The following is a 17,774-nucleotide window of genomic DNA, read 5'->3' on the forward strand; positions in this document are numbered from 1 at the left end:
GAAGGCGATCCCGGACCCGCATGGAGGATCGGCAGAAGGTTGTGAAAAATTTCTGTGCTGACAGCGAGTTAGCCCACTTTTGGCTGTGTTTTACACGAATCCCTGCCAACCCTCACGTTCTGCTGCGAGATGCCCAGCCCCGGCAACAACGTCTTGGAGATTGCGTGCAGCGGCTCCAGCGTAGCTCGCTTCTCGCGCTCGCGGGCCATTTGACGCCAACCGAAATCCTTGGCGTCTTGCCGCAACACCGCCAATTCGGACAGCGCGTTGTCTCGCACCAGAAGCTTAGCCAGCGCCGCCTTGGACCGGTCATCCAGCACGTTGGCCAGCAGGCCGCCCAAGCGTTCACGTTCGGCCGACAGTACCGTTCTCACCAGTTCTTGCAGGGTGGTGTAGCCCGGCCGAATGACCTTGTGTGCGTTGAGCCAGATGATCAGCTCGGCGGCGATGAATCCCGGCGTCACATCCCGGCGCGCGACCTGTGCTGCCTGCTCCGCGAGCGGCGGCAGAGTGTCGGCCGTCCACGCCCGATAGCCAAACAACGCGGCGATGCGTTCGCGCTGGGCGTAGTACTCATGCTTGGTGATCGCCTGGTGCTCGAAGGTCTCGCCGTGGAAGTAGCGGCTCAGCACGAACGCGCCATCGTCCTCGACGTCGCTCCACTCGAAGCGGAAGAAAGCGTGCTTGGCCTTGAAGTAGCCGATCTGCAAGACGCAGTAGACCTTGGCATGAACACTGGGACGGCTGACGGCAAGCGCCAGTTCGGTTTCGGACAGTGCCAGGTAGTCCAGCCGCTGGGCGTCGTCGAAGTCGGGCAAGCCGTACAGCGCTTCCTGCTCAGCGTCCGAAAGGACAGTCAATCGCTCACTCTTGGCGATCATCGTGACGACGCTCCACGGGAACCCGTCCAGCCGATTCGCGCCAAGGTTTCGATCAAGGTGGTGCGCTTGACGCCGAAGTTGCGGCACACCGCCGCCTTGGACATGCCGCCGTTCAGCGCGGCGACGATGGCATCCAGCTTCTCGCTGGTGATCGCCTGCGGCCGGCCGCCGATCCGGCCGCGCCGCCGAGCTGCGGCCAAACCCGCCACGACACGCTCTTGGATCAGGGCGCGTTCGTACTGCGCGAGCGCGCCGAATACATGGAATAGCAGTTCGCCGGATGCCGTAGTGGTATCCATCCCCTCGGTCAGCGAGCGGAACGCCACCTGCTTGTCCTTGAGTGAGGTCACGATGGTGAGCAAGTGCGACAGCGAACGACCAAGCCGGTCGAGTTTCCAGACCACCAGTACGTCGCCGGGCCGGACGAAAGCGAGCGCCTTCGCCAAACCCGCACGATCATCCTTTGCGCCAGAGATACGATCTTCGAACAGATGTCGGGCATCGACGCCAGCCGCGAGCAACGCGTCGCGTTGCAAATCCGTGCTCTGCCGGTCGGAGTCCGACGACACGCGCATGTAGCCGATCAACATAGGCGAATAACCGTCTCAAATAGGTTTTCGTATGCTAGTTAATAGCGACTATGTTTTCCGCACACTTTTGGAGGGGCTGCCCGATTCCTCTTGCTGGAGATCGCCGCTATGTCGCCAAACACTTGTTTTCCGACAGTAGGGCACTTGCGGCCTAGGCTCAATCAGGTTATATTTTTATATAATTCAATCTATGGAGGTGCGTCCATGCATACGACCAATCTGCGTAAGGTCGGTGGCTCGATCATGTTGGCTGTCCCGCCCGCCATTCTGGATATGCTGCGTCTGCGTGCCGGCGCTACCGTTGGTTTGGCCGTCGATCATGGTCGCCTGGTGGTCGAACCCACGCTGCGTCCGCACTACAGCCTGGATGAGCTGCTGGCCCAATGCGACGCATCCGCCGAACTCTCCACCGAAGATCGGGTATGGCTCGACGCCAAGCCTGTTGGCAGCGAGCTGCTGTGATGGATCGCGGCGATGTCTATTTGGTTTCGCTCGATCCCACGTCCGGCCATGAACAACAGGGCACGCGCCCGGTGCTGATTGTGTCGCCAAGCGCGTTCAACCGCCTGACGAAAACACCGGTCGTGCTGCCGATCACCAGTGGGGGTAACTTCGCCCGCACGGCAGGCTTTACCGTGTCGCTCATGGGTGCGGGTACCAACACAACTGGCGTAGTTCGCTGCGATCAGCCCCGCGCTCTCGATCTAGCCTCGCGGCGCGGGCGCAAGCTGGAAACCGTGCCGTCCCCGATCATGGATGAGGTATTAGCGAAGCTGAGCGCAATCCTTGAGTAAAGCCTTGGTACTGGAACTGGAACTGGAACTGGAACTGCGGATGAAACGTGAATCAGGTCATTTCAATCGATCAGCGCAGCGTAGAGGCGGCGACCGGCACGTTCTTCTTGGAAGCAGGTCGCCGGCAAATGAGCACGAACGCCTACAGGTGTTGATCGGCGTCATCATCGACTCCCATCCTGACTGGCCCCTCTCCGAAGTGGGTAACACTGCGCTGCTGCTTTCTGGCGCGACGATAGAGAAGGTAGCGGCTGTTACGTAAGCGATGGAGGAGAACCATGAGACGGGCCGATTTCTTCTGCGAGGACTTTCAGGAATTCGGCGATGTACTTGCCGACATGGCCCAGGAAGCCGAAGCGTTAGCCTTCATGACGCCGGCCGACGGCCTTTTTATTGGCTACCGTGACCGCCCCTTCGCAATAGCACGTGAAGTCTCCGCAATAAACGGCGGCTTGCGAGCCGCTATTGCAATCATCAAACATGACGATTGAGAATCCGGCCTCCGTGTGGCGTCTTAGGGTCGAATTGCTGGGTGTCGCGCCACCAGTGTGGCGTCGCTTCGACACCTACGCAGATGTGAAACTCTCGCAATTGCACTACTTCATCCAGGGCGTGATGGGCTGGGAACTGATGCACCTGTTCTCATACCAGGACGGGCGCGGCTACGGTGACCAGATCAGTAGCGAGTTGAGGCTGTGCGATGTATGCCGCGTCGGTGACGCGCTGACCTACACCTACGACTTTGGCGACAACTGGCAGCACCGGGTGATAGTCGAGAAGACAATGGCAAGGCCGAAGGGAACCTACCCGCGCGTGATTGCCGGCAAATATGCCTGCCCACCGGAAGATTGTGGCGGGCCGTGGGGTTATGGGGACATGCTCAGGGTACTCGCTGGCCACCGCAACGCCCGCCGACGCGAACTCGTCGAGTGGCTAGGCGGACCGTTCAATCCCAAGACGTTTGATATGGAGGAAGCCAGGGAGCGCCTGGCTGAGTACGTCGTGGCGTCGGGGTGACGGAATTTTCGGCGGTTCCGGCTTACATCCCCTAAAGCGAGCGTCAGCAGCAGGCCGCCAATAAACTGGATGTAGACCAGGCCTGTCCCGACGGCGAATACAGCGCGGATAACAGCCTTGGCGATCACGACAATGAAGTCGTCCAGAAACCGGAAGATTTTCACGGGCACCCTCCTGGGTAGTGGGAGCCCCCGCAGGGGCTCCAAGTTGGTAATCCTGTGTTTCCAATATACATCATATTGGTAATTGAATGTCACCAATATTGGCGGAAGTGAGGCCGTCGAATACCTGTCTGCCGTTGTAGATACCGGCGTTGTTCAGTTGCCGAACCCACGGTTGACCATCGCGGCTCGGGCTCCACTTGAACCCGTAACGCTTGAGCAGCGTGCGCGTCGCCTGGTCCGGCTTGGCGTCGAAAAGGAACATCACCCGGTTTTCCGCTACGTCCTCGCGGTACGTGAAACCGTCCCCACGCCGCTCCACGTCAGCCGAGGCCTTGCGCTTCTCCAGCTCATCGATGCGCAACCGCACCCGTCGCATATTCGCTGTGTTGTTGCTGAGTGCGTAGCTCGGGAAGCCGACGCGGCCGCAGAAATCCGGCTTCAGAATGTCGGCGGCCACCGCAGCCGTGAACCCCTGGGAGATCAATGCGGCTTCGCGTTCCTCCGGCGTCTTCTTCGTCCGAATGACCTTGTTCGCGGCCTTCATCCGCTCCTGTGATGCTTCCATCGCTTCCAGCTCCTTGCGCAGCTTGGCGACCGCATCCGGGTCATCGCTGGAGATCCCCCCGTTCCGACTGCCGCCGCCTTGCTCGCGTAGTGCTGGGCGTTGTCCATCTCGGCGAACGCCTTGCCGAACGTCTTGTGTATGCGCTTGCGATAATTACGGTCCCGGCTTTCGCTGTGATGCCCAACGAGGATGGGCTGGCCGAACGGGATCGCACCGGCCATCGAACGGGCTTTCTTGTGCAGGCTGTCGGCGTTCTTGTTCGCTTCCTGGGCACGGGTCAGCAGGCGTTCACGGCGGGCTTCCAACTTGGCTTCATAGCTGTTCATCGGGGTCTTTTCTTCGGTGTGGTCGATCTGATTGCTGTTGCTGTCACACATTGCTTTGCTAGATGCAGGAGCCGGCTCTTGATCTTGTGTATCGCGCTTCAGCGCGGGCGTGTTTAGGTTCATCGGGACGTTCCTTTTGCTGTTGTGGGGGGGTTGACCATTGCTTCGCTGAGTGCCTTTCGCCGTGTTGCCCGTAGGTCGGCCGGGTCAAGCGGGTGTCCAGGGAGAGACGGGAAGCCGCAGCCCGAAGCGCAGCGCAGGGACCGGGTGAGCGGATCAGCGAAGCGGTGCCCTGGATGGCCGCGCAGCGCCCGGACTACCGTTCAGGGCAGGCGAAAGGGTCTCAGCGATGCAGCACGCCACCGGCGACGCGTGGGAGCGGTCCCGTGGACCGTGAGCGCGTCGCGTCAGCGACGTGCAGATGGAGCCGTTCCGGCGAGCCGCAGGCGCGGTTCTGCGGCCGTGTGCGGCCGTCGCTGGTGATCGCGTTGGTGATCGAGCTGGTGGCCGTTCTGCAGGGCAGGGCGGCCGCACTGGCCGGCGTGCGATCGGCACGCTGAAACTGTCTTGCGGCGCGTGCGCGAGGACGCCCGCCCCCAGCTTGCCAACCGCTTCCCCCGAACCCTCCGATAGGGAGGTCTCCGGGCTCCGGGGCGGCGCTGAGCGCCGGCCGTGGACAACCCCGGGACGGGCTGGCGGCGCCATCAAAAGCGGGTTTGCAGTGGGGAGGTGAGGGTGGTTCCCTGCCGGCGGCGGGAGCGTTGCTCTCGGCGCTGAAGCCGCGCGTGTGCGGGTGATGCGTTGTCCGTAGGGGGGCCCCCCCCCTACACCCCGGATCGGGCACCTGGTCGTCGTCGTCGTCGTCGTCGGCGGCGTTGGCGTTGGCGACACGATCGCGGACCTGGTGAGCTTGAACTGTGACCAAGACAGTTTCAGCGTGCCGGCCAGGGCGTTGGCGACATGCCTCGGTCTGAGGGTTGGCAGGGATTCGTGTAAGAAACCTTTACTGACAGCAAGTTAGCCCACTTTTGGCTGTGTTTTACACGAATCCCTGCCAACCCTCTGACTAAGCCCGAAGGGGCGAGACGCCGAAGGCGGCTCGATGCCGGCTGCGCCGGCTCGACGGCGCGGATAGCCGCCCGCCCATCATATTTGCAACATTGAATCTTTGATGTTACTAAGCCGCCTCGTAACTTTCCTAATGTTCTTCGGTCGCCGAAATGACGACGCTAGGACATAACCTGAGCGGAGGCACCAATGAAGCCAGTCAACAAGATGCTCTTGATCGTTGCGCTTTTGCCGTTCGCCGACTCGGCATTGGCGGATGGCGTCAGTGGAGTACAGCGGCCGCAGCAGGTCATGTCCGACAAGGACAAATGGGCCTGCGAGGTGGCGATGTGTCTTGCAAATCCGCAAGGTCCAACGGCCGTTTCGGAGTGCAAACCGCCGATCGACAAGATGCGTCGCGAGCTTGCCAAGGGCAATTCAATTCCCAAGTGTCGCTTTCTCGGCAGCAACAACAGTGGCGGCGGTGGCACGAGTACCGGTGGTAGTGAAGAAGAACAGCGGCAAGCACAGCAACTGCGACGGTAAGACAGTCCCGTAATCCCGCTGGCGACGGCCGCATTGTCGATGCGACGCTGATCGCTGCGCCCAGCTCGACTAAGAATGCCGACCATGCGCGCGCGCCTGAAATGCATCAGACCAGAAAGGGCAATCAGTGGTATTTCTATACAGGCGCGGACAAACGCCAAGAACTTCAGGACTGCGAAGGAGCATTCTTCATCGCCGCCAGGCCCTCGATGGTGAAGCCATTCGCAGCAGGATGTGACTCATTGGCACCTCGTCAGCATGGGCGTGTGCAGCCCGGAAGCCACCATTGCGCAGGGGCGCCGGCTTCCGCAGGCGGAGCGCGCAGGGGCGAGGATTAGGGCCGACTGGCGATGACGCGGCACGCGGCATCGGTGCGCAGCACCCCAAGCCGGTGACCGCTTGCGGTCACGCCCCCGCCTGGATGGGGTCAGACCCACGCCACTGCAGGGCGGCCGCACTGGCCGGCGTGCGATCGGCACGCTGAAACTGTCTTGCGGCGCGTGCGCGAGGACGCCCGCCCCCAGCTTGCCAACCGCTTCCCCCGAACCCTCCGATAGGGAGGTCTCCGGGCTCCGGGGCGGCGCTGAGCGCCGGCCGTGGACAACCCCGGGACGGGCTGGCGGCGCCATCAAAAGCGGGTTTGCAGTGGGGAGGTGAGGGTGGTTCCCTGCCGGCGGCGGGAGCGTTGCTCTCGGCGCTGAAGCCGCGCGTGTGCGGGTGATGCGTTGTCCGTAGGGGGGCCCCCCCCCTACACCCCGGATCGGGCACCTGGTCGTCGTCGTCGTCGTCGTCGTCGGCGGCGTTGGCGTTGGCGACACGATCGCGGACCTGGTGAGCTTGAACTGTGACCAAGACAGTTTCAGCGTGCCGGCCAGGGCGTTGGCGACATGCCTCGGTCTGAGGGTTGGCAGGGATTCGTGTAAGAAACCTTTACTGACAGCAAGTTAGCCCACTTTTGGCTGTGTTTTACACGAATCCCTGCCAACCCTCTGACTAAGCCCGAAGGGGCGAGACGCCGAAGGCGGCTCGATGCCGGCTGCGCCGGCTCGACGGCGCGGATAGCCGCCCGCCCATCATATTTGCAACATTGAATCTTTGATGTTACTAAGCCGCCTCGTAACTTTCCTAATGTTCTTCGGTCGCCGAAATGACGACGCTAGGACATAACCTGAGCGGAGGCACCAATGAAGCCAGTCAACAAGATGCTCTTGATCGTTGCGCTTTTGCCGTTCGCCGACTCGGCATTGGCGGATGGCGTCAGTGGAGTACAGCGGCCGCAGCAGGTCATGTCCGACAAGGACAAATGGGCCTGCGAGGTGGCGATGTGTCTTGCAAATCCGCAAGGTCCAACGGCCGTTTCGGAGTGCAAACCGCCGATCGACAAGATGCGTCGCGAGCTTGCCAAGGGCAATTCAATTCCCAAGTGTCGCTTTCTCGGCAGCAACAACAGTGGCGGCGGTGGCACGAGTACCGGTGGTAGTGAAGAAGAACAGCGGCAAGCACAGCAACTGCGACGGTAAGACAGTCCCGTAATCCCGCTGGCGACGGCCGCATTGTCGATGCGACGCTGATCGCTGCGCCCAGCTCGACTAAGAATGCCGACCATGCGCGCGCGCCTGAAATGCATCAGACCAGAAAGGGCAATCAGTGGTATTTCTATACAGGCGCGGACAAACGCCAAGAACTTCAGGACTGCGAAGGAGCATTCTTCATCGCCGCCAGGCCCTCGATGGTGAAGCCATTCGCAGCAGGATGTGACTCATTGGCACCTCGTCAGCATGGGCGTGTGCAGCCCGGAAGCCACCATTGCGCAGGGGCGCCGGCTTCCGCAGGCGGAGCGCGCAGGGGCGAGGATTAGGGCCGACTGGCGATGACGCGGCACGCGGCATCGGTGCGCAGCACCCCAAGCCGGTGACCGCTTGCGGTCACGCCCCCGCCTGGATGGGGTCAGACCCACGCCACTGCATCGTTTTCGCATGCTGTGCGACACCAGCATGGGTACTCTGGCGCATGGGCCAACGCAAACGACCACGACTTGATCCCTGGCTATTCGGCCCACCTGGCGTGTGCGACGCCTGCGGCAGCCGGTGTGGCACGATGGACCAGGCCGGTATCGTCTGCTATGCCTGCAAGGCGGGCGTCTTCATGCCACGGGGATTCTGGCAATTCTCGCCTTGCCCAGCGTGCAAGGGGACCGACTCGTTTTGCACATGCTGCGAGGGTCGTAACTGCATCGCCACGCCCCGCGAAGACATCGATATGAGGGAGCTAGAAGGTGCATGGGCGGCAGCGGTCGCTCGCTACAGCGCATTCGGGGAAGAGTTGCCCGCGCCGATTGCAGACCTGAAACGCTTTCTCTGACGCCGGCACGGGAAGTGGTGACTATTTCGAGTTGAACGCGTCGGCCGCTCGCCTGCTCTTTGCACGCGCGGCCACAATTTCGGCCCATTCTTTCCCGCGCCCAGCCTTACAGTCGGCAACCAGGTAGGTGCGTCCGTTGCGGTGCCAACCGCCACCACACACGGCGACAACGGCGTCGCCGCCGCGATGCCAGACACGGACGGGGCTGCAAGAGTTGCGCCCAGCTCTGCGCCACTCATCGGCTCTGTAGTCGCCGTCGATTGCCGTGGGTTCGCCGAGCTGCGCGACAAGCGCGGCGGCAACCGCTGGATACGCCTCTTTCGAGAACTGGAACTGCACCACCTCGATGCGTCCGGTTTTCTCGTTGAGGGTGATGTCGCTGTCGATAGACACCGCCCCGGCGAACGTGAGCGCGGTAGGTGCTTTGCACTCGACCGCCTCATAAGTGGCTTTGCAATTTGCTAGGCCAACCTTGCGTGCGGCTTCTTTCCCCATGCCGGGGTGATAGCCGGCGATGGTGGCCCAGCTGCCGCCGCTCGGCGGCGCTGCAAGGGCAGTGGACGCAATACACGCGGCAAGCAAAATGGAGAGGGTTTGAATTGGCATGGTTAGCTCCCACGGCCCTTGGCCAAGGTCTGTGCCACGTAGTCATTCAGATGATTGCCTGCTCGCAAAATCGTCGCTTCCTGACGTTGAAATTCGGATTTCAGAAATGGCCTGACCCACTGGGGAGCGTGATCGATCCCATCATAGGTGAAGGCGTGGATGCGCAGGCCGTGCTCTTCTTCGGTGAAGCTGATCGCATAGCCAATATCGACGATGCTGCGGTGTTTGCAATGATTGTCGAGCGCACAGAGGTACTTGAAATCGGCATGCTCATGGAGGGCGTCCAACTCCGCTTTAACGGCGGCCGGGATCAATTTTTTACGGACAGTCTTCCACGCAATGTCCCGTTCGCTCTGGATGCAGGTCGCCGCATCGCGATTCATTCCGGTGGCGTAATAGACTAAGTGCACCAAGTTATCCGCCACCGAGCGCATGCTATGCATGCAGGCAACGATGTTGGCGTAAGCCGTAAATCTGGCATCTTCAAATGAGCCTGTGTCGTTGTCATCGACTCCCATCATGATCGGCCACAGTTCATCGGCAGGCCGGCCGTCCACCTTGGCGGCAATGATCCGCATGGCCTCCTGGTAGTGATAGGCACTGAACCTGCGCCGCTCGGTCACGGACCGGATGCTCTGCGCTACGAGACGCCGCTGGTCGGGGCCAAACGCTGCCCTGACGCCATCGCGCAAGGCTCCCAAATCCCACGGCATGCTTTCCTCCGGGATGGTGCCGCTCATACGCCGGCACCCACGGTGCGGGCGGTCTTGCGGGTGTGCGGCAGGCCGGGCAATTTCAGCTGCGCCCGGTCGCTGGGCAGGATCTTGGTGGCCACCGCCGCCGCGCCGGCCGGTGTCTTGGCCGGCGTGCGCTTGGCGGGTTTGCCCTCGCGCTGGAGCTTGGCCAACTCTTTCAGCGCGGCCGGCCGCCCCCGGCGGTAGACCTTGGGCGCGCGCACGTAGTTGGCCGGCAGCACCTCGAACACCATCACGCCCAGCGCCAGCAGCTGGGCGGCGGCGGTGTCCAGGGAGGCAAACACGCGTGGCTCGCCGCGCTGGCCGGTCAGTTGCGTTTCGGTTTGGCCCACGCGCACCATCACGCTGTAGCCGCCGACCTGGCCGACCAGCTGCACGGTGCGCAGCACCCCAGCACTGGCGAGGGCGGCGAGGGTGGTGATGGAAATGGGTGATGGCATGATCGACCTATCAAACTTCGATGTTTGATGCTCGATCATTTGCACCTGCCGTGCAAGCACTCTCGCGGCGAGGCCGGCTGCGCACATAACGCCAAATTCCACGCAGTCGCCTGCATAGGAGACAGCCATCCCAGCAATGCGGATCCGGTCCGTGCTACCTAGTCGTTGGCTTGAACCCGCCACCTTTCGTTGGCTTGATTACGAGGAGAACTGATGATGTCCATGTCAATGCGTCAATGTGCTGCCTGCGTTGTGCTGCTCGGAAGTTGCATCTCGCTCGCCCAGGCAGCGCCAACCTGCAACAACCCGGTAGGCGAATGGAAAAACCAGCTGGGTTCCACACTCACGATCACCGCCGTACAGACCTCCGGTCAGCTCCAGGGTACGTACATCTCGCCTTCCGGCACCACTGGTTCGGTGTATCCGCTGGTTGGCTGGTTTGCCAACCCGGTGGCTGGGTCGACGGCATCGAGCAAACTGCCCGCCATCACTTTTTCGGTGCAGTGGGGTAACTACGGCAGCATGACTGCCTGGACCGGTACCTGTGATGCGTCTGGCGGCGTGCCGGCCATCACCACAGTCTGGCACTTGGTACGGACCGGCTCCCAGTATTCGTGGGACCACATGCTGACCAACAGCGATGTTTTCGTCCCCAAATGACAGGGGGGGGTCTTCCGCACATGAACCAAAAGTATTCCAGATGTTGCATAGCCCGGGCGCACCCGCTATGGTGTGCATGCACCACCGACCGGACCCTGGAGACAGGTGTGGTGCCTCGATAGATCGATAGCTGCACTGGATCTATCCCTTGCCTGGAGCGGGATACGGCAGAAATGCCCAAAGAGCCTACCGAGTAGTGAATACCGAAAGCGCTCCAGCGATGGGGCGCTTTCTTTTTATAGGGCAATGGTCTGTTCGGCCAAGCGCCGCCGGTACACAGTCTCAACCTTGTAGAGCTTCCCGCGCGGGAGTTTATGGATGGTTGTCCCGTCGACGGGGTAGCAGGAGATGACCCGGCAATTGATGGTGTCATCTGCACGCTCATCCTTGTGGATGGCGCAAAAAAACACCAGATGGCCTAGATCGAGCGAGTAGAACTGCTGCTCTTTCTTTCTGCTGAGGTACACACGCACGCAACCGTCTGAAAACTTGCCGGTGCGGATGAAGTGCACTGCCTCGTGACTGACTTCCCACCGTTGCCGGCAGAAATAACGCCCGTGCTCAAGCGCGCACCCATTGGCCTTTTCATCGGAAAAGGTATGCGGCCAAAACGAATAGCACACTGTGATAGTCCGCCCATCAAGTTGCTCTTGTGCGTCGAAGGAATCCAGGTGCGACATGTCGAATGTCCGCCCTCCATCCAGGATGTTGTTCCACCGTGTCACGCTCACTAGGCCCCGTTGTGTATGTAGTTACTGCCGCTGCTGGTGAGCAACAGCCTGACGCAAGCAGGCATCGTCAAACAAGGCTTGGTCGGTGTGGATGTGCAGGCGTGCACTTACGCAAGGGTCGGCGGCAAAAAAGCCCCGCGCGGGAGGGGGACATTGGTGAGGGTGACGCGCGAGGCTTGACCGCTATCATGCTTGCCCCCCGCCTTGCCGATCACCGTTCATGCGTTCAATCCCTCGTACAATTAGAGGGGGCACGCGATGTCATGCATGTCATTGATGACATGGAGTCTCGTCGCCCCCATTCTTCCTTCGATTCACTGCCTTTCCAAGATCCGGATTCGTGACAGCACTTGAGACCCTGCTCGACACCCTCCGCCAGTCGTCGATGACCGAGCGCGAGAAGGGCACCTACTTCGAGGAACTGATCCTCGCCTACCTGCGCAACGAGGCCACCTACCGCGACTTGTATCGCCAGGTCTGGACCTGGGCCGAATGGGCGCCGGCCCACGGCTTCTCCGCCAAGGACGATGGCATCGATCTGGTCGCCGAGGAAGCTGGCACCGTGGCCATCCACGCCATCCAGTGCAAGTTCTACGACCCGGACTACCGGCTTCAGAAGAAGGACATCGATAGCTTCTTCACCGCCTCCGGCCGCAAGCCCTTCACCCACCGCGTCATCGTCAGCAGCACAAACCACTGGTCCGACAACGCCGAGAACGCGCTGGTTGACCAGCAACCTCCGGTCAGCAAGATCACCCTGCACGACCTTGAGCAAAGCCAGATCGACTGGGCGAAGTTCCAGCCGAAAACCGCGATCACGCTGAAGTCCAAAAAGTCCCTGCGTCCCCATCAGGAATCGGCGCTCAAAGCCGTCACCGCGGGCCTGCAGGACGCCGATCGCGGCAAGCTGATCATGGCCTGCGGCACCGGCAAGACCTTCACCAGCCTCAAGATCGCCGAGCAACTGGCCGGCAAGGGCAAGCGCGTCCTGTTCCTGGTGCCCAGCCTGTCGCTGCTGCAGCAGACGCTCACCGAGTGGACTCAGGAAAGCGCCATTCCGCTGCACAGCTTCGCCGTGTGCTCGGACAGCGACGTCGGCAAGAAGAAGGGCCGCAAGGAAGACGATGCCGTCCAGACCCTCGCCCATGAGCTTCGCTACCCGGCCACCACCAACGCCAAGGCGTTGGCCAAGGGCGTGGCGGTCCGCAGCGATGGCGAACACATGACCGTGGTGTTCAGCACTTACCACTCCATCGAGGTCATCCACGACGCCCAGCAGCAGGGTCTGGCCGATTTCGACCTGATCGTCTGCGACGAAGCCCATCGCACCACTGGCGCCACCTTCGAGGGTGACGGTGAGTCGGCATTCGTGCGCGTCCATGATGCCGCCTACATTCGCGCAGCCAAGCGCCTGTACATGACCGCCACGCCGCGCATCTACGGCAACGAGGCCAAGGCTGTCGCCGAGCGGGACAACGTGGCGCTGTACTCGATGGACAACGAGGCCTGGTACGGCAGGCAGTTGTTCGTCATCACGTTTTCCGAAGCGGTCAAGCGCGGCCTGCTGGTGGACTACAAGGTCATCGTGCTGGCAGTCGAGGAAAGCCACATCAATCGCCGCCTCCAGACTCTTCTGAAGGACGAGAACAACAGCCTGCGAGTGGACGATGCCGCCAAGATCGTCGGCTGCTGGAAGGCGCTGGCCAAGCTCGGCATCCGCGAGGGTGCCTGCGAAAGCGCCGAACCGATGAAGCGCGCGGTCGCGTTCTGCCAAGTCATCGAGCCCAGCCGGGGTGGCAAGACGCACAAGGTCAGCTCGAAGGAAATCGCCGACATGTTCAAAGCGGTGGTGGACGCCTACCAGGACGCCGAGGACATCGAGGACGCCGCGCGCATGACCTGTGAGGCCAAGCACGTCGACGGCAGCATGAACGCCGGCGAGAAGGAAGCGAAGCTCGACTGGCTCAAGGCACCCACGCCGCCCGACACCTGCCGCGTGCTCAGCAATGTGCGCTGCCTGTCCGAGGGCGTGGACGTGCCGGCGCTGGACGCCGTGCTGTTCCTGACGCCGCGCAATTCGCAGGTGGACGTGGTGCAGTCGGTCGGCCGGGTGATGCGCAACGCCCCGGGCAAGCAGCGCGGCTACGTGGTGCTGCCGGTGGTGATCCCCGCCGGCATCGAGCCACACGAGGCGCTGAACGACAACCGCACCTATGCCGTGGTCTGGCAGGTGCTGCAGGCGCTGCGCAGTCATGACGACCGCTTCGACGCGATGGTCAACAAGCTCGACCTGGTCGGCCCGGACCGCAGCCGGATGGAAGTCGTCGCCGTCGCCGACACCGTGCAGCGCAAGGCCGCGCGGCTGGTGGACGGCAATGCCCGCACGGCAGCCAAAGCCAAGGGCAGGCACAGTATCGGTGAAGCCCAGCCCGGCTACGAAGCCGAAGTGCAAAGCGAATTTGAGTTCGAGATCGGCGAAGTCGAGCGCGCGCTCTACGCCAAGGTGGTCGAGAAGTGCGGCAACCGCCACCACTGGGAAGACTGGGCCAACGACATCGCCCGCATCGCCCAGACCCACATCGACCGCATCAAGGCGCTACTGGAAGACGACAGCCAAGCCAAGGCCCGCGAAGCGTTCGACGCTTTCGCCAGCGAGCTGCGCGACGACCTCAACGACAAGGTCAGCGATGCCGAAATCGTCGAGATGCTGGCCCAGCACCTGATCACCAAACCGGTGTTCGACGCGCTGTTCGCCGACTACAGCTTTGCCAGCCACAACCCCATGTCCAAGGCCATGCAGGCGGTGCTCGACGTGCTCGACGAACTGCACCTGGAGAAGGAGGCCGACACCCTGCAGGCGTTCTACGACAGCGTGAAGCTGAGGGCCGAAGGCATCGACAGCGCCACCGGCAAGCAGAAGATCGTGGTCGAGCTGTACGACAAGTTCTTCCGCAACGCCTTCCCGAAGATGACCGAGCGCCTGGGGATCGTCTACACTCCGGTGGAAGTGGTGGACTTCATCCTGCACAGCGTGAATCACCTGCTGCAGCAGGAGTTCGGGCAGACGCTGGGCTGCAAGGATGTCCACATTCTGGACCCGTTCACCGGCACCGGCACCTTCATCACCCGGCTGTTGCAGTCCGGCCTGATCAAGCCCGAAGAGCTGGCGCACAAGTACCGGCACGAAATCCATGCCAACGAGCTGGTCCTGCTGGCCTACTACATCGCCGCGATCAATATCGAAGCGACTTACCACGGCATTGCCGGCGGCGACTACGTGCCCTTCGAGGGCATCTGCCTGACCGACACCTTCCAGATGTATGAGAAGGAGGATCTGGTGGACGCGCTGCTGGTGGACAATAGCAAGCGGCGCAGGCGACAGAAGAAGCTGGAACTCCGGGTGATTGTGGGTAATCCCCCGTATTCCATCGGACAGGGCAGCCAGAACGACAACAACCAGAACGTCAGCTATCCGACGCTGGATCAACGCATTGCGGAAACCTATGCGGCCCGTTCCGACGCCGCACTCTCCAAAGGGCTGTACGACAGCTACATCCGCGCCATCCGCTGGGCGAGTGATCGCATCGGGGATGCGGGAGTCATCGGCTTCGTGACCAACGCGGGCTTTGTAGAGGCCAATACCGCCGATGGCCTGCGCAAGTGCTTGGCCGACGAGTTTTCCAGTCTGTACGTCTTCCACCTGCGCGGCAACCAGCGCACCATCGGCGAAACCTCGCGCAGGGAAGGCGGCAAGATCTTCGGCAGCGGCAGCCGCGCCCCCATCGCCATCTCGCTACTGGTTAAGAATCCGGATGCCGCACAGAGCGGACAGATCCACTTCCACGACATCGGCGACTACCTCAGCCGCGAGGACAAGCTAGAGAAGATCGAAACCTATTCCAGCGTCGCTGGCATCCCCGCCGACGCATGGCAGGCCATCACCCCGGACGAGCACGGAGACTGGCTCAAGCAGCGTGACGACGGCTTCAATCGCTTCATTGTGCTGGGCGACAAGAGAGGAGATTCGCCAAAGCTGCTCGACAATTACTCGCAAGGTGTCGTCACGTCACGTGACGCTTGGGCCTACAACGCCAGCCAATCCAAGCTCGCGGCCAACATTTCCAGAATGATTGATGTTTATAACACTGAGCTTGCCCGTTTCAATGCCGTCCACGGGGATTTGAACAACAAGAAACGACAGTCGCTGGTAGACGGGTTCGTCGATGCGGATCAAACGCGCATCAGTTGGTCGGTCAATCTCAAGCAGGAACTGGTGAGAGGACGGACACTCGAGTTTGATGCCAGTTGCACGACGCAAGGATTGTACCGTCCGTTTGTTCGTCAGTGGCTGTACTTCAATCGCACGCTCAATGAGCGCGTCCTGCAGATGCCGAGAATTTTCCCGCGTCCTGATGCCGCAAATATGGTCATTTGTGTAACCGGACTGGGGGAGTCCGCCGGATTCAGCAGCTTGATTGCCGACAGCGTTCCAAACTTCCATTTTGTCGCTGGCTCGCAATGCTTCCCACTCTACCTCTACGACGAAGCCGCCCAGCAAATCGATGACGGCCTGTTCGCCGGCGAGACCGGCGACGGCCCGCGCCGCCGCGACGCCATCACCGACGCCGGCCTGGCTCACTTTCAGTCTGCCTACTCCGAAGAGGCGATCAGCAAGGAAGACCTCTTCTACTACATCTACGGCCTGCTGCATTCGCCCGACTACCGCGAACGCTATGCCGACAACCTGAGCAAGGAGCTGCCGCGTATCCCACGCGTGCGCAGGCCAAAGGACTTCTGGCTTTTCAGCCAAGCCGGCCGTGACCTCGCCGCGCTGCACCTGAACTACGAAACGGTGGACGCCTACCCGTTGACCATTGACAACAAGGGCCCGATGACCGATGCGGACTACCGCGTCGAGAAGATGAAGTTCGCGAAGAAGAAAGACCCGGAGACCGGCAAGTCCGTCAACGACCGCAGCACCGTGATCTACAACGGAAAAATCACCCTGCGTGACATTCCTGAAGCCGCGTGGGACTACATCGTCAATGGCAAAGCGGCGTTGGACTGGGTGATGGAGCGCCAGGCCGTGCGCGTAGACAAGGCCAGCGGCATCGTCAACGACGCAAACGACTGGGCTATCGATACCATGGGCAATCCACGCTATCCGCTGGAGTTGTTCCAGCGCGTGGTCGCGGTGTCGCTGGAGACGCAAAAGATCGTCGCGGCGTTGCCGGCGCTCGACATTCGCGACGATGGCTGAGGTCTGCATCCATGCAGAAGGAGGGTTGGCAGGGATTCGTGTAAAACACAGCCCAAAGTGGGCTAACTCGCTGTCAGCACAGAAATTTTTCACAACCTTCTGCCGATCCTCCATGCGGGTCCGGGATCGCCTTCATGTCTGCGCCTCACCCTGGTCGTCGAGGGTTGCCAGGATCACCCGAAGTTGTGTACTGCAATGCGGCCTCGGAAGCTATGTAGGGACCACAGACCGCTAGTCTGGAGGCGACCATGTAAAGAGGTATGCCTGATGGATCCCATTCGTTCGCGCACGCCAAGTCCTGCCCGCGAGCTTCTGCCCGGACCCCAACCCGATGGGGTTCAGCCGACTGCAGATCGGGGGGGGGCTCTGCCTGCTGGCGGCCCCCTGGATGGCTTGCCCGCTCGGCGGACGATGTCCCGGACCCGGCTGCCATCTCCCCCTGCGCCCTCGCCTGCGTTCTCGGCGGGCAGCTTCGGCGATCTGCTCCGTCAGTTCGATCCGTCGCTTCTTGATACATCGCTTCTTGATTCGATGCCTGCCGTCGGCACGCCTCATACAGCGGCTGCCCCAGCAGAGTGGGATGAGGTGCAATCGGGTCTGCGTGCAGCCGATGACCCGCCACCCACCGTGCGTGTCGCTGTCACGGCCGCGCGGCCGCCGCGCGCCAAGCCGGCCCCGCGACGGCGTGCTGCGCAACCCTCCGACGCTTCGCCGGCCGCGCAGGTGGATCTACGCACGCTCGGCTACAGTCAGCAGCAGCAAGAGAAGATCAAACCGAAGGTTCGTTCGACAGTGGCGCAGCACCACGAGGCACTGGTGGGCCATGGGTTTACACACGCGCACATCGTTGCGCTCAGCCAACACCCGGCAGCGTTAGGGAACGTTGCTGTCACGTATCAGGACATAATCGCGGCGTTGCCAGAGGCGACACACCAAGACATCGTTGGCGTCGGCAAACAGTGGTCCGGCGCACGCGCCCTGGAGGCCTTGCTCACGGTGGCGGGGGAGTTGAGAGGTCCGCCGTTACAGTT

15 protein-coding genes and 5 pseudogenes are annotated in these 17,774 nt (G+C 61.7%); 12 read left to right on the top strand and 8 right to left on the bottom strand.

The features are described from left to right. Positions 1–113: 113 nt before the first annotated feature. Together XCSCFBP4642_RS0102710 and XCSCFBP4642_RS0102715 are read right to left on the bottom strand one after the other, a co-directional pair. Positions 114–881 (bottom strand): annotated as a pseudogene (locus XCSCFBP4642_RS0102710) (DUF4158 domain-containing protein); the annotation flags it as partial. Beyond that, positions 878–1,471 carry a recombinase family protein gene (locus XCSCFBP4642_RS0102715; protein WP_029218432.1) on the bottom strand — a complete coding sequence of 198 codons (594 nt, stop codon included), beginning with the start codon at positions 1,469–1,471 and terminating at the stop codon, positions 878–880. The pseudogene XCSCFBP4642_RS0102710 and the gene XCSCFBP4642_RS0102715, both read right to left, overlap by 4 nt. Positions 1,472–1,675: 204 nt before the next feature. On the opposite strand from XCSCFBP4642_RS0102715, the gene XCSCFBP4642_RS0102720 reads away from it, so the two are divergent. Genes XCSCFBP4642_RS0102720 through XCSCFBP4642_RS0102735 form a run of 5 tightly spaced genes read left to right on the top strand, consistent with a single transcriptional unit; the run spans position 1,676 to position 3,282 of the window. After that, positions 1,676–1,933: an AbrB/MazE/SpoVT family DNA-binding domain-containing protein gene (locus XCSCFBP4642_RS0102720; protein WP_029218433.1), complete on the top strand. Its 258-nt coding sequence runs from the start codon at positions 1,676–1,678 to the stop codon at positions 1,931–1,933. Further along, complete coding sequence (locus tag XCSCFBP4642_RS0102725; protein WP_029218434.1) at positions 1,933–2,265, top strand: type II toxin-antitoxin system PemK/MazF family toxin; 333 nt, start codon at positions 1,933–1,935, stop codon at positions 2,263–2,265. Before XCSCFBP4642_RS0102720 ends, XCSCFBP4642_RS0102725 begins: the two co-directional genes overlap by 1 nt. Next, positions 2,258–2,527, top strand: a complete 270-nt coding sequence (locus tag XCSCFBP4642_RS28135) for a hypothetical protein (RefSeq protein ID WP_152527204.1) — start codon at positions 2,258–2,260, stop codon at positions 2,525–2,527. The genes XCSCFBP4642_RS0102725 and XCSCFBP4642_RS28135 overlap by 8 nt, the downstream gene beginning before the upstream one ends. A 16-nt stretch (positions 2,528–2,543) precedes the next feature. Next, entirely contained in the window at positions 2,544–2,756 is a 213-nt protein-coding gene (locus tag XCSCFBP4642_RS0102730; RefSeq protein ID WP_029218435.1) for a hypothetical protein, read from the top strand. Further along, positions 2,746–3,282, top strand: a complete 537-nt coding sequence (locus tag XCSCFBP4642_RS0102735) for a plasmid pRiA4b ORF-3 family protein (RefSeq protein WP_029218436.1) — start codon at positions 2,746–2,748, stop codon at positions 3,280–3,282. The genes XCSCFBP4642_RS0102730 and XCSCFBP4642_RS0102735 overlap by 11 nt, the downstream gene beginning before the upstream one ends. 234 nt (positions 3,283–3,516) lie before the next feature. Here the strand turns inward: XCSCFBP4642_RS0102735 and XCSCFBP4642_RS29840 are convergent, their stop codons facing one another. Further along, a complete protein-coding gene (locus tag XCSCFBP4642_RS29840) occupies positions 3,517–4,011 on the bottom strand; it encodes a hypothetical protein (protein WP_425480167.1) in 495 nt (164 codons plus the stop codon). Between the two features lie 12 nt (positions 4,012–4,023). Continuing rightward, positions 4,024–4,460 (bottom strand): annotated as a pseudogene (locus XCSCFBP4642_RS29845) (DUF3560 domain-containing protein); the annotation flags it as partial. 1,134 nt (positions 4,461–5,594) lie between these two features. Between XCSCFBP4642_RS29845 and XCSCFBP4642_RS0102750 the strand changes: the two are divergent. The 4 genes and pseudogenes from XCSCFBP4642_RS0102750 to XCSCFBP4642_RS28140 form a co-directional block, all read left to right on the top strand. After that, a complete protein-coding gene (locus XCSCFBP4642_RS0102750; RefSeq protein ID WP_029218437.1) occupies positions 5,595–5,930 on the top strand; it encodes a hypothetical protein in 336 nt (111 codons plus the stop codon). A gap of 26 nt (positions 5,931–5,956) precedes the next feature. Then, positions 5,957–6,148 (top strand): annotated as a pseudogene (locus XCSCFBP4642_RS26315) (IS5/IS1182 family transposase); the annotation flags it as partial. 966 nt (positions 6,149–7,114) lie between these two features. Next, positions 7,115–7,450, top strand: a complete 336-nt coding sequence (locus XCSCFBP4642_RS0102755) for a hypothetical protein (RefSeq protein WP_029218437.1) — start codon at positions 7,115–7,117, stop codon at positions 7,448–7,450. A 26-nt stretch (positions 7,451–7,476) separates the two neighbouring features. After that, positions 7,477–7,668 (top strand): annotated as a pseudogene (locus XCSCFBP4642_RS28140) (IS5/IS1182 family transposase); the annotation flags it as partial. 644 nt (positions 7,669–8,312) lie between these two features. On the opposite strand, the gene XCSCFBP4642_RS0102760 reads toward XCSCFBP4642_RS28140, so the two are convergent. The 3 genes from XCSCFBP4642_RS0102760 to XCSCFBP4642_RS0102770 are packed head-to-tail and all read right to left on the bottom strand — an operon-like array spanning position 8,313 to position 10,092. Then, a complete protein-coding gene (locus XCSCFBP4642_RS0102760; RefSeq protein ID WP_029218438.1) occupies positions 8,313–8,897 on the bottom strand; it encodes a hypothetical protein in 585 nt (194 codons plus the stop codon). 2 nt (positions 8,898–8,899) lie between these two features. After that, positions 8,900–9,637, bottom strand: a complete 738-nt coding sequence (locus tag XCSCFBP4642_RS0102765) for a hypothetical protein (protein ID WP_029218439.1) — start codon at positions 9,635–9,637, stop codon at positions 8,900–8,902. After that, positions 9,634–10,092 carry a hypothetical protein gene (locus tag XCSCFBP4642_RS0102770; protein ID WP_029218440.1) on the bottom strand — a complete coding sequence of 153 codons (459 nt, stop codon included), beginning with the start codon at positions 10,090–10,092 and terminating at the stop codon, positions 9,634–9,636. The genes XCSCFBP4642_RS0102765 and XCSCFBP4642_RS0102770 overlap by 4 nt, the downstream gene beginning before the upstream one ends. A gap of 213 nt (positions 10,093–10,305) precedes the next feature. Here XCSCFBP4642_RS0102770 and XCSCFBP4642_RS0102775 point away from each other — a divergent pair, with 213 nt between their 5' ends. Then, positions 10,306–10,752 (top strand): avidin/streptavidin family protein, encoded by a 447-nt coding sequence (locus tag XCSCFBP4642_RS0102775; RefSeq protein WP_029218441.1) that lies wholly within the window; start codon positions 10,306–10,308, stop codon positions 10,750–10,752. Positions 10,753–10,988: 236 nt separating this feature from the next. On the opposite strand, the gene XCSCFBP4642_RS23900 is transcribed toward XCSCFBP4642_RS0102775, so the two are convergent. Next, positions 10,989–11,432, bottom strand: a complete 444-nt coding sequence (locus XCSCFBP4642_RS23900; RefSeq protein WP_228325830.1) for a hypothetical protein — start codon at positions 11,430–11,432, stop codon at positions 10,989–10,991. A 436-nt stretch (positions 11,433–11,868) separates the two neighbouring features. Between XCSCFBP4642_RS23900 and XCSCFBP4642_RS0102785 the strand changes: the two genes are divergently transcribed. Further along, the gene (locus XCSCFBP4642_RS0102785; protein ID WP_235048297.1) at positions 11,869–16,743 is read left to right on the top strand and encodes a DEAD/DEAH box helicase; all 4,875 of its coding nucleotides are present in this window, start codon (positions 11,869–11,871) and stop codon (positions 16,741–16,743) included. 267 nt (positions 16,744–17,010) lie between these two features. Then, a pseudogene (locus XCSCFBP4642_RS26335) lies at positions 17,011–17,774 on the top strand (type III secretion system effector avirulence protein AvrBs3); the annotation flags it as partial.

Source organism: Xanthomonas cassavae CFBP 4642, assembly GCF_000454545.1.
In the GTDB taxonomy this organism is placed as follows: Bacteria; Pseudomonadota; Gammaproteobacteria; order Xanthomonadales; family Xanthomonadaceae; genus Xanthomonas; species Xanthomonas cassavae.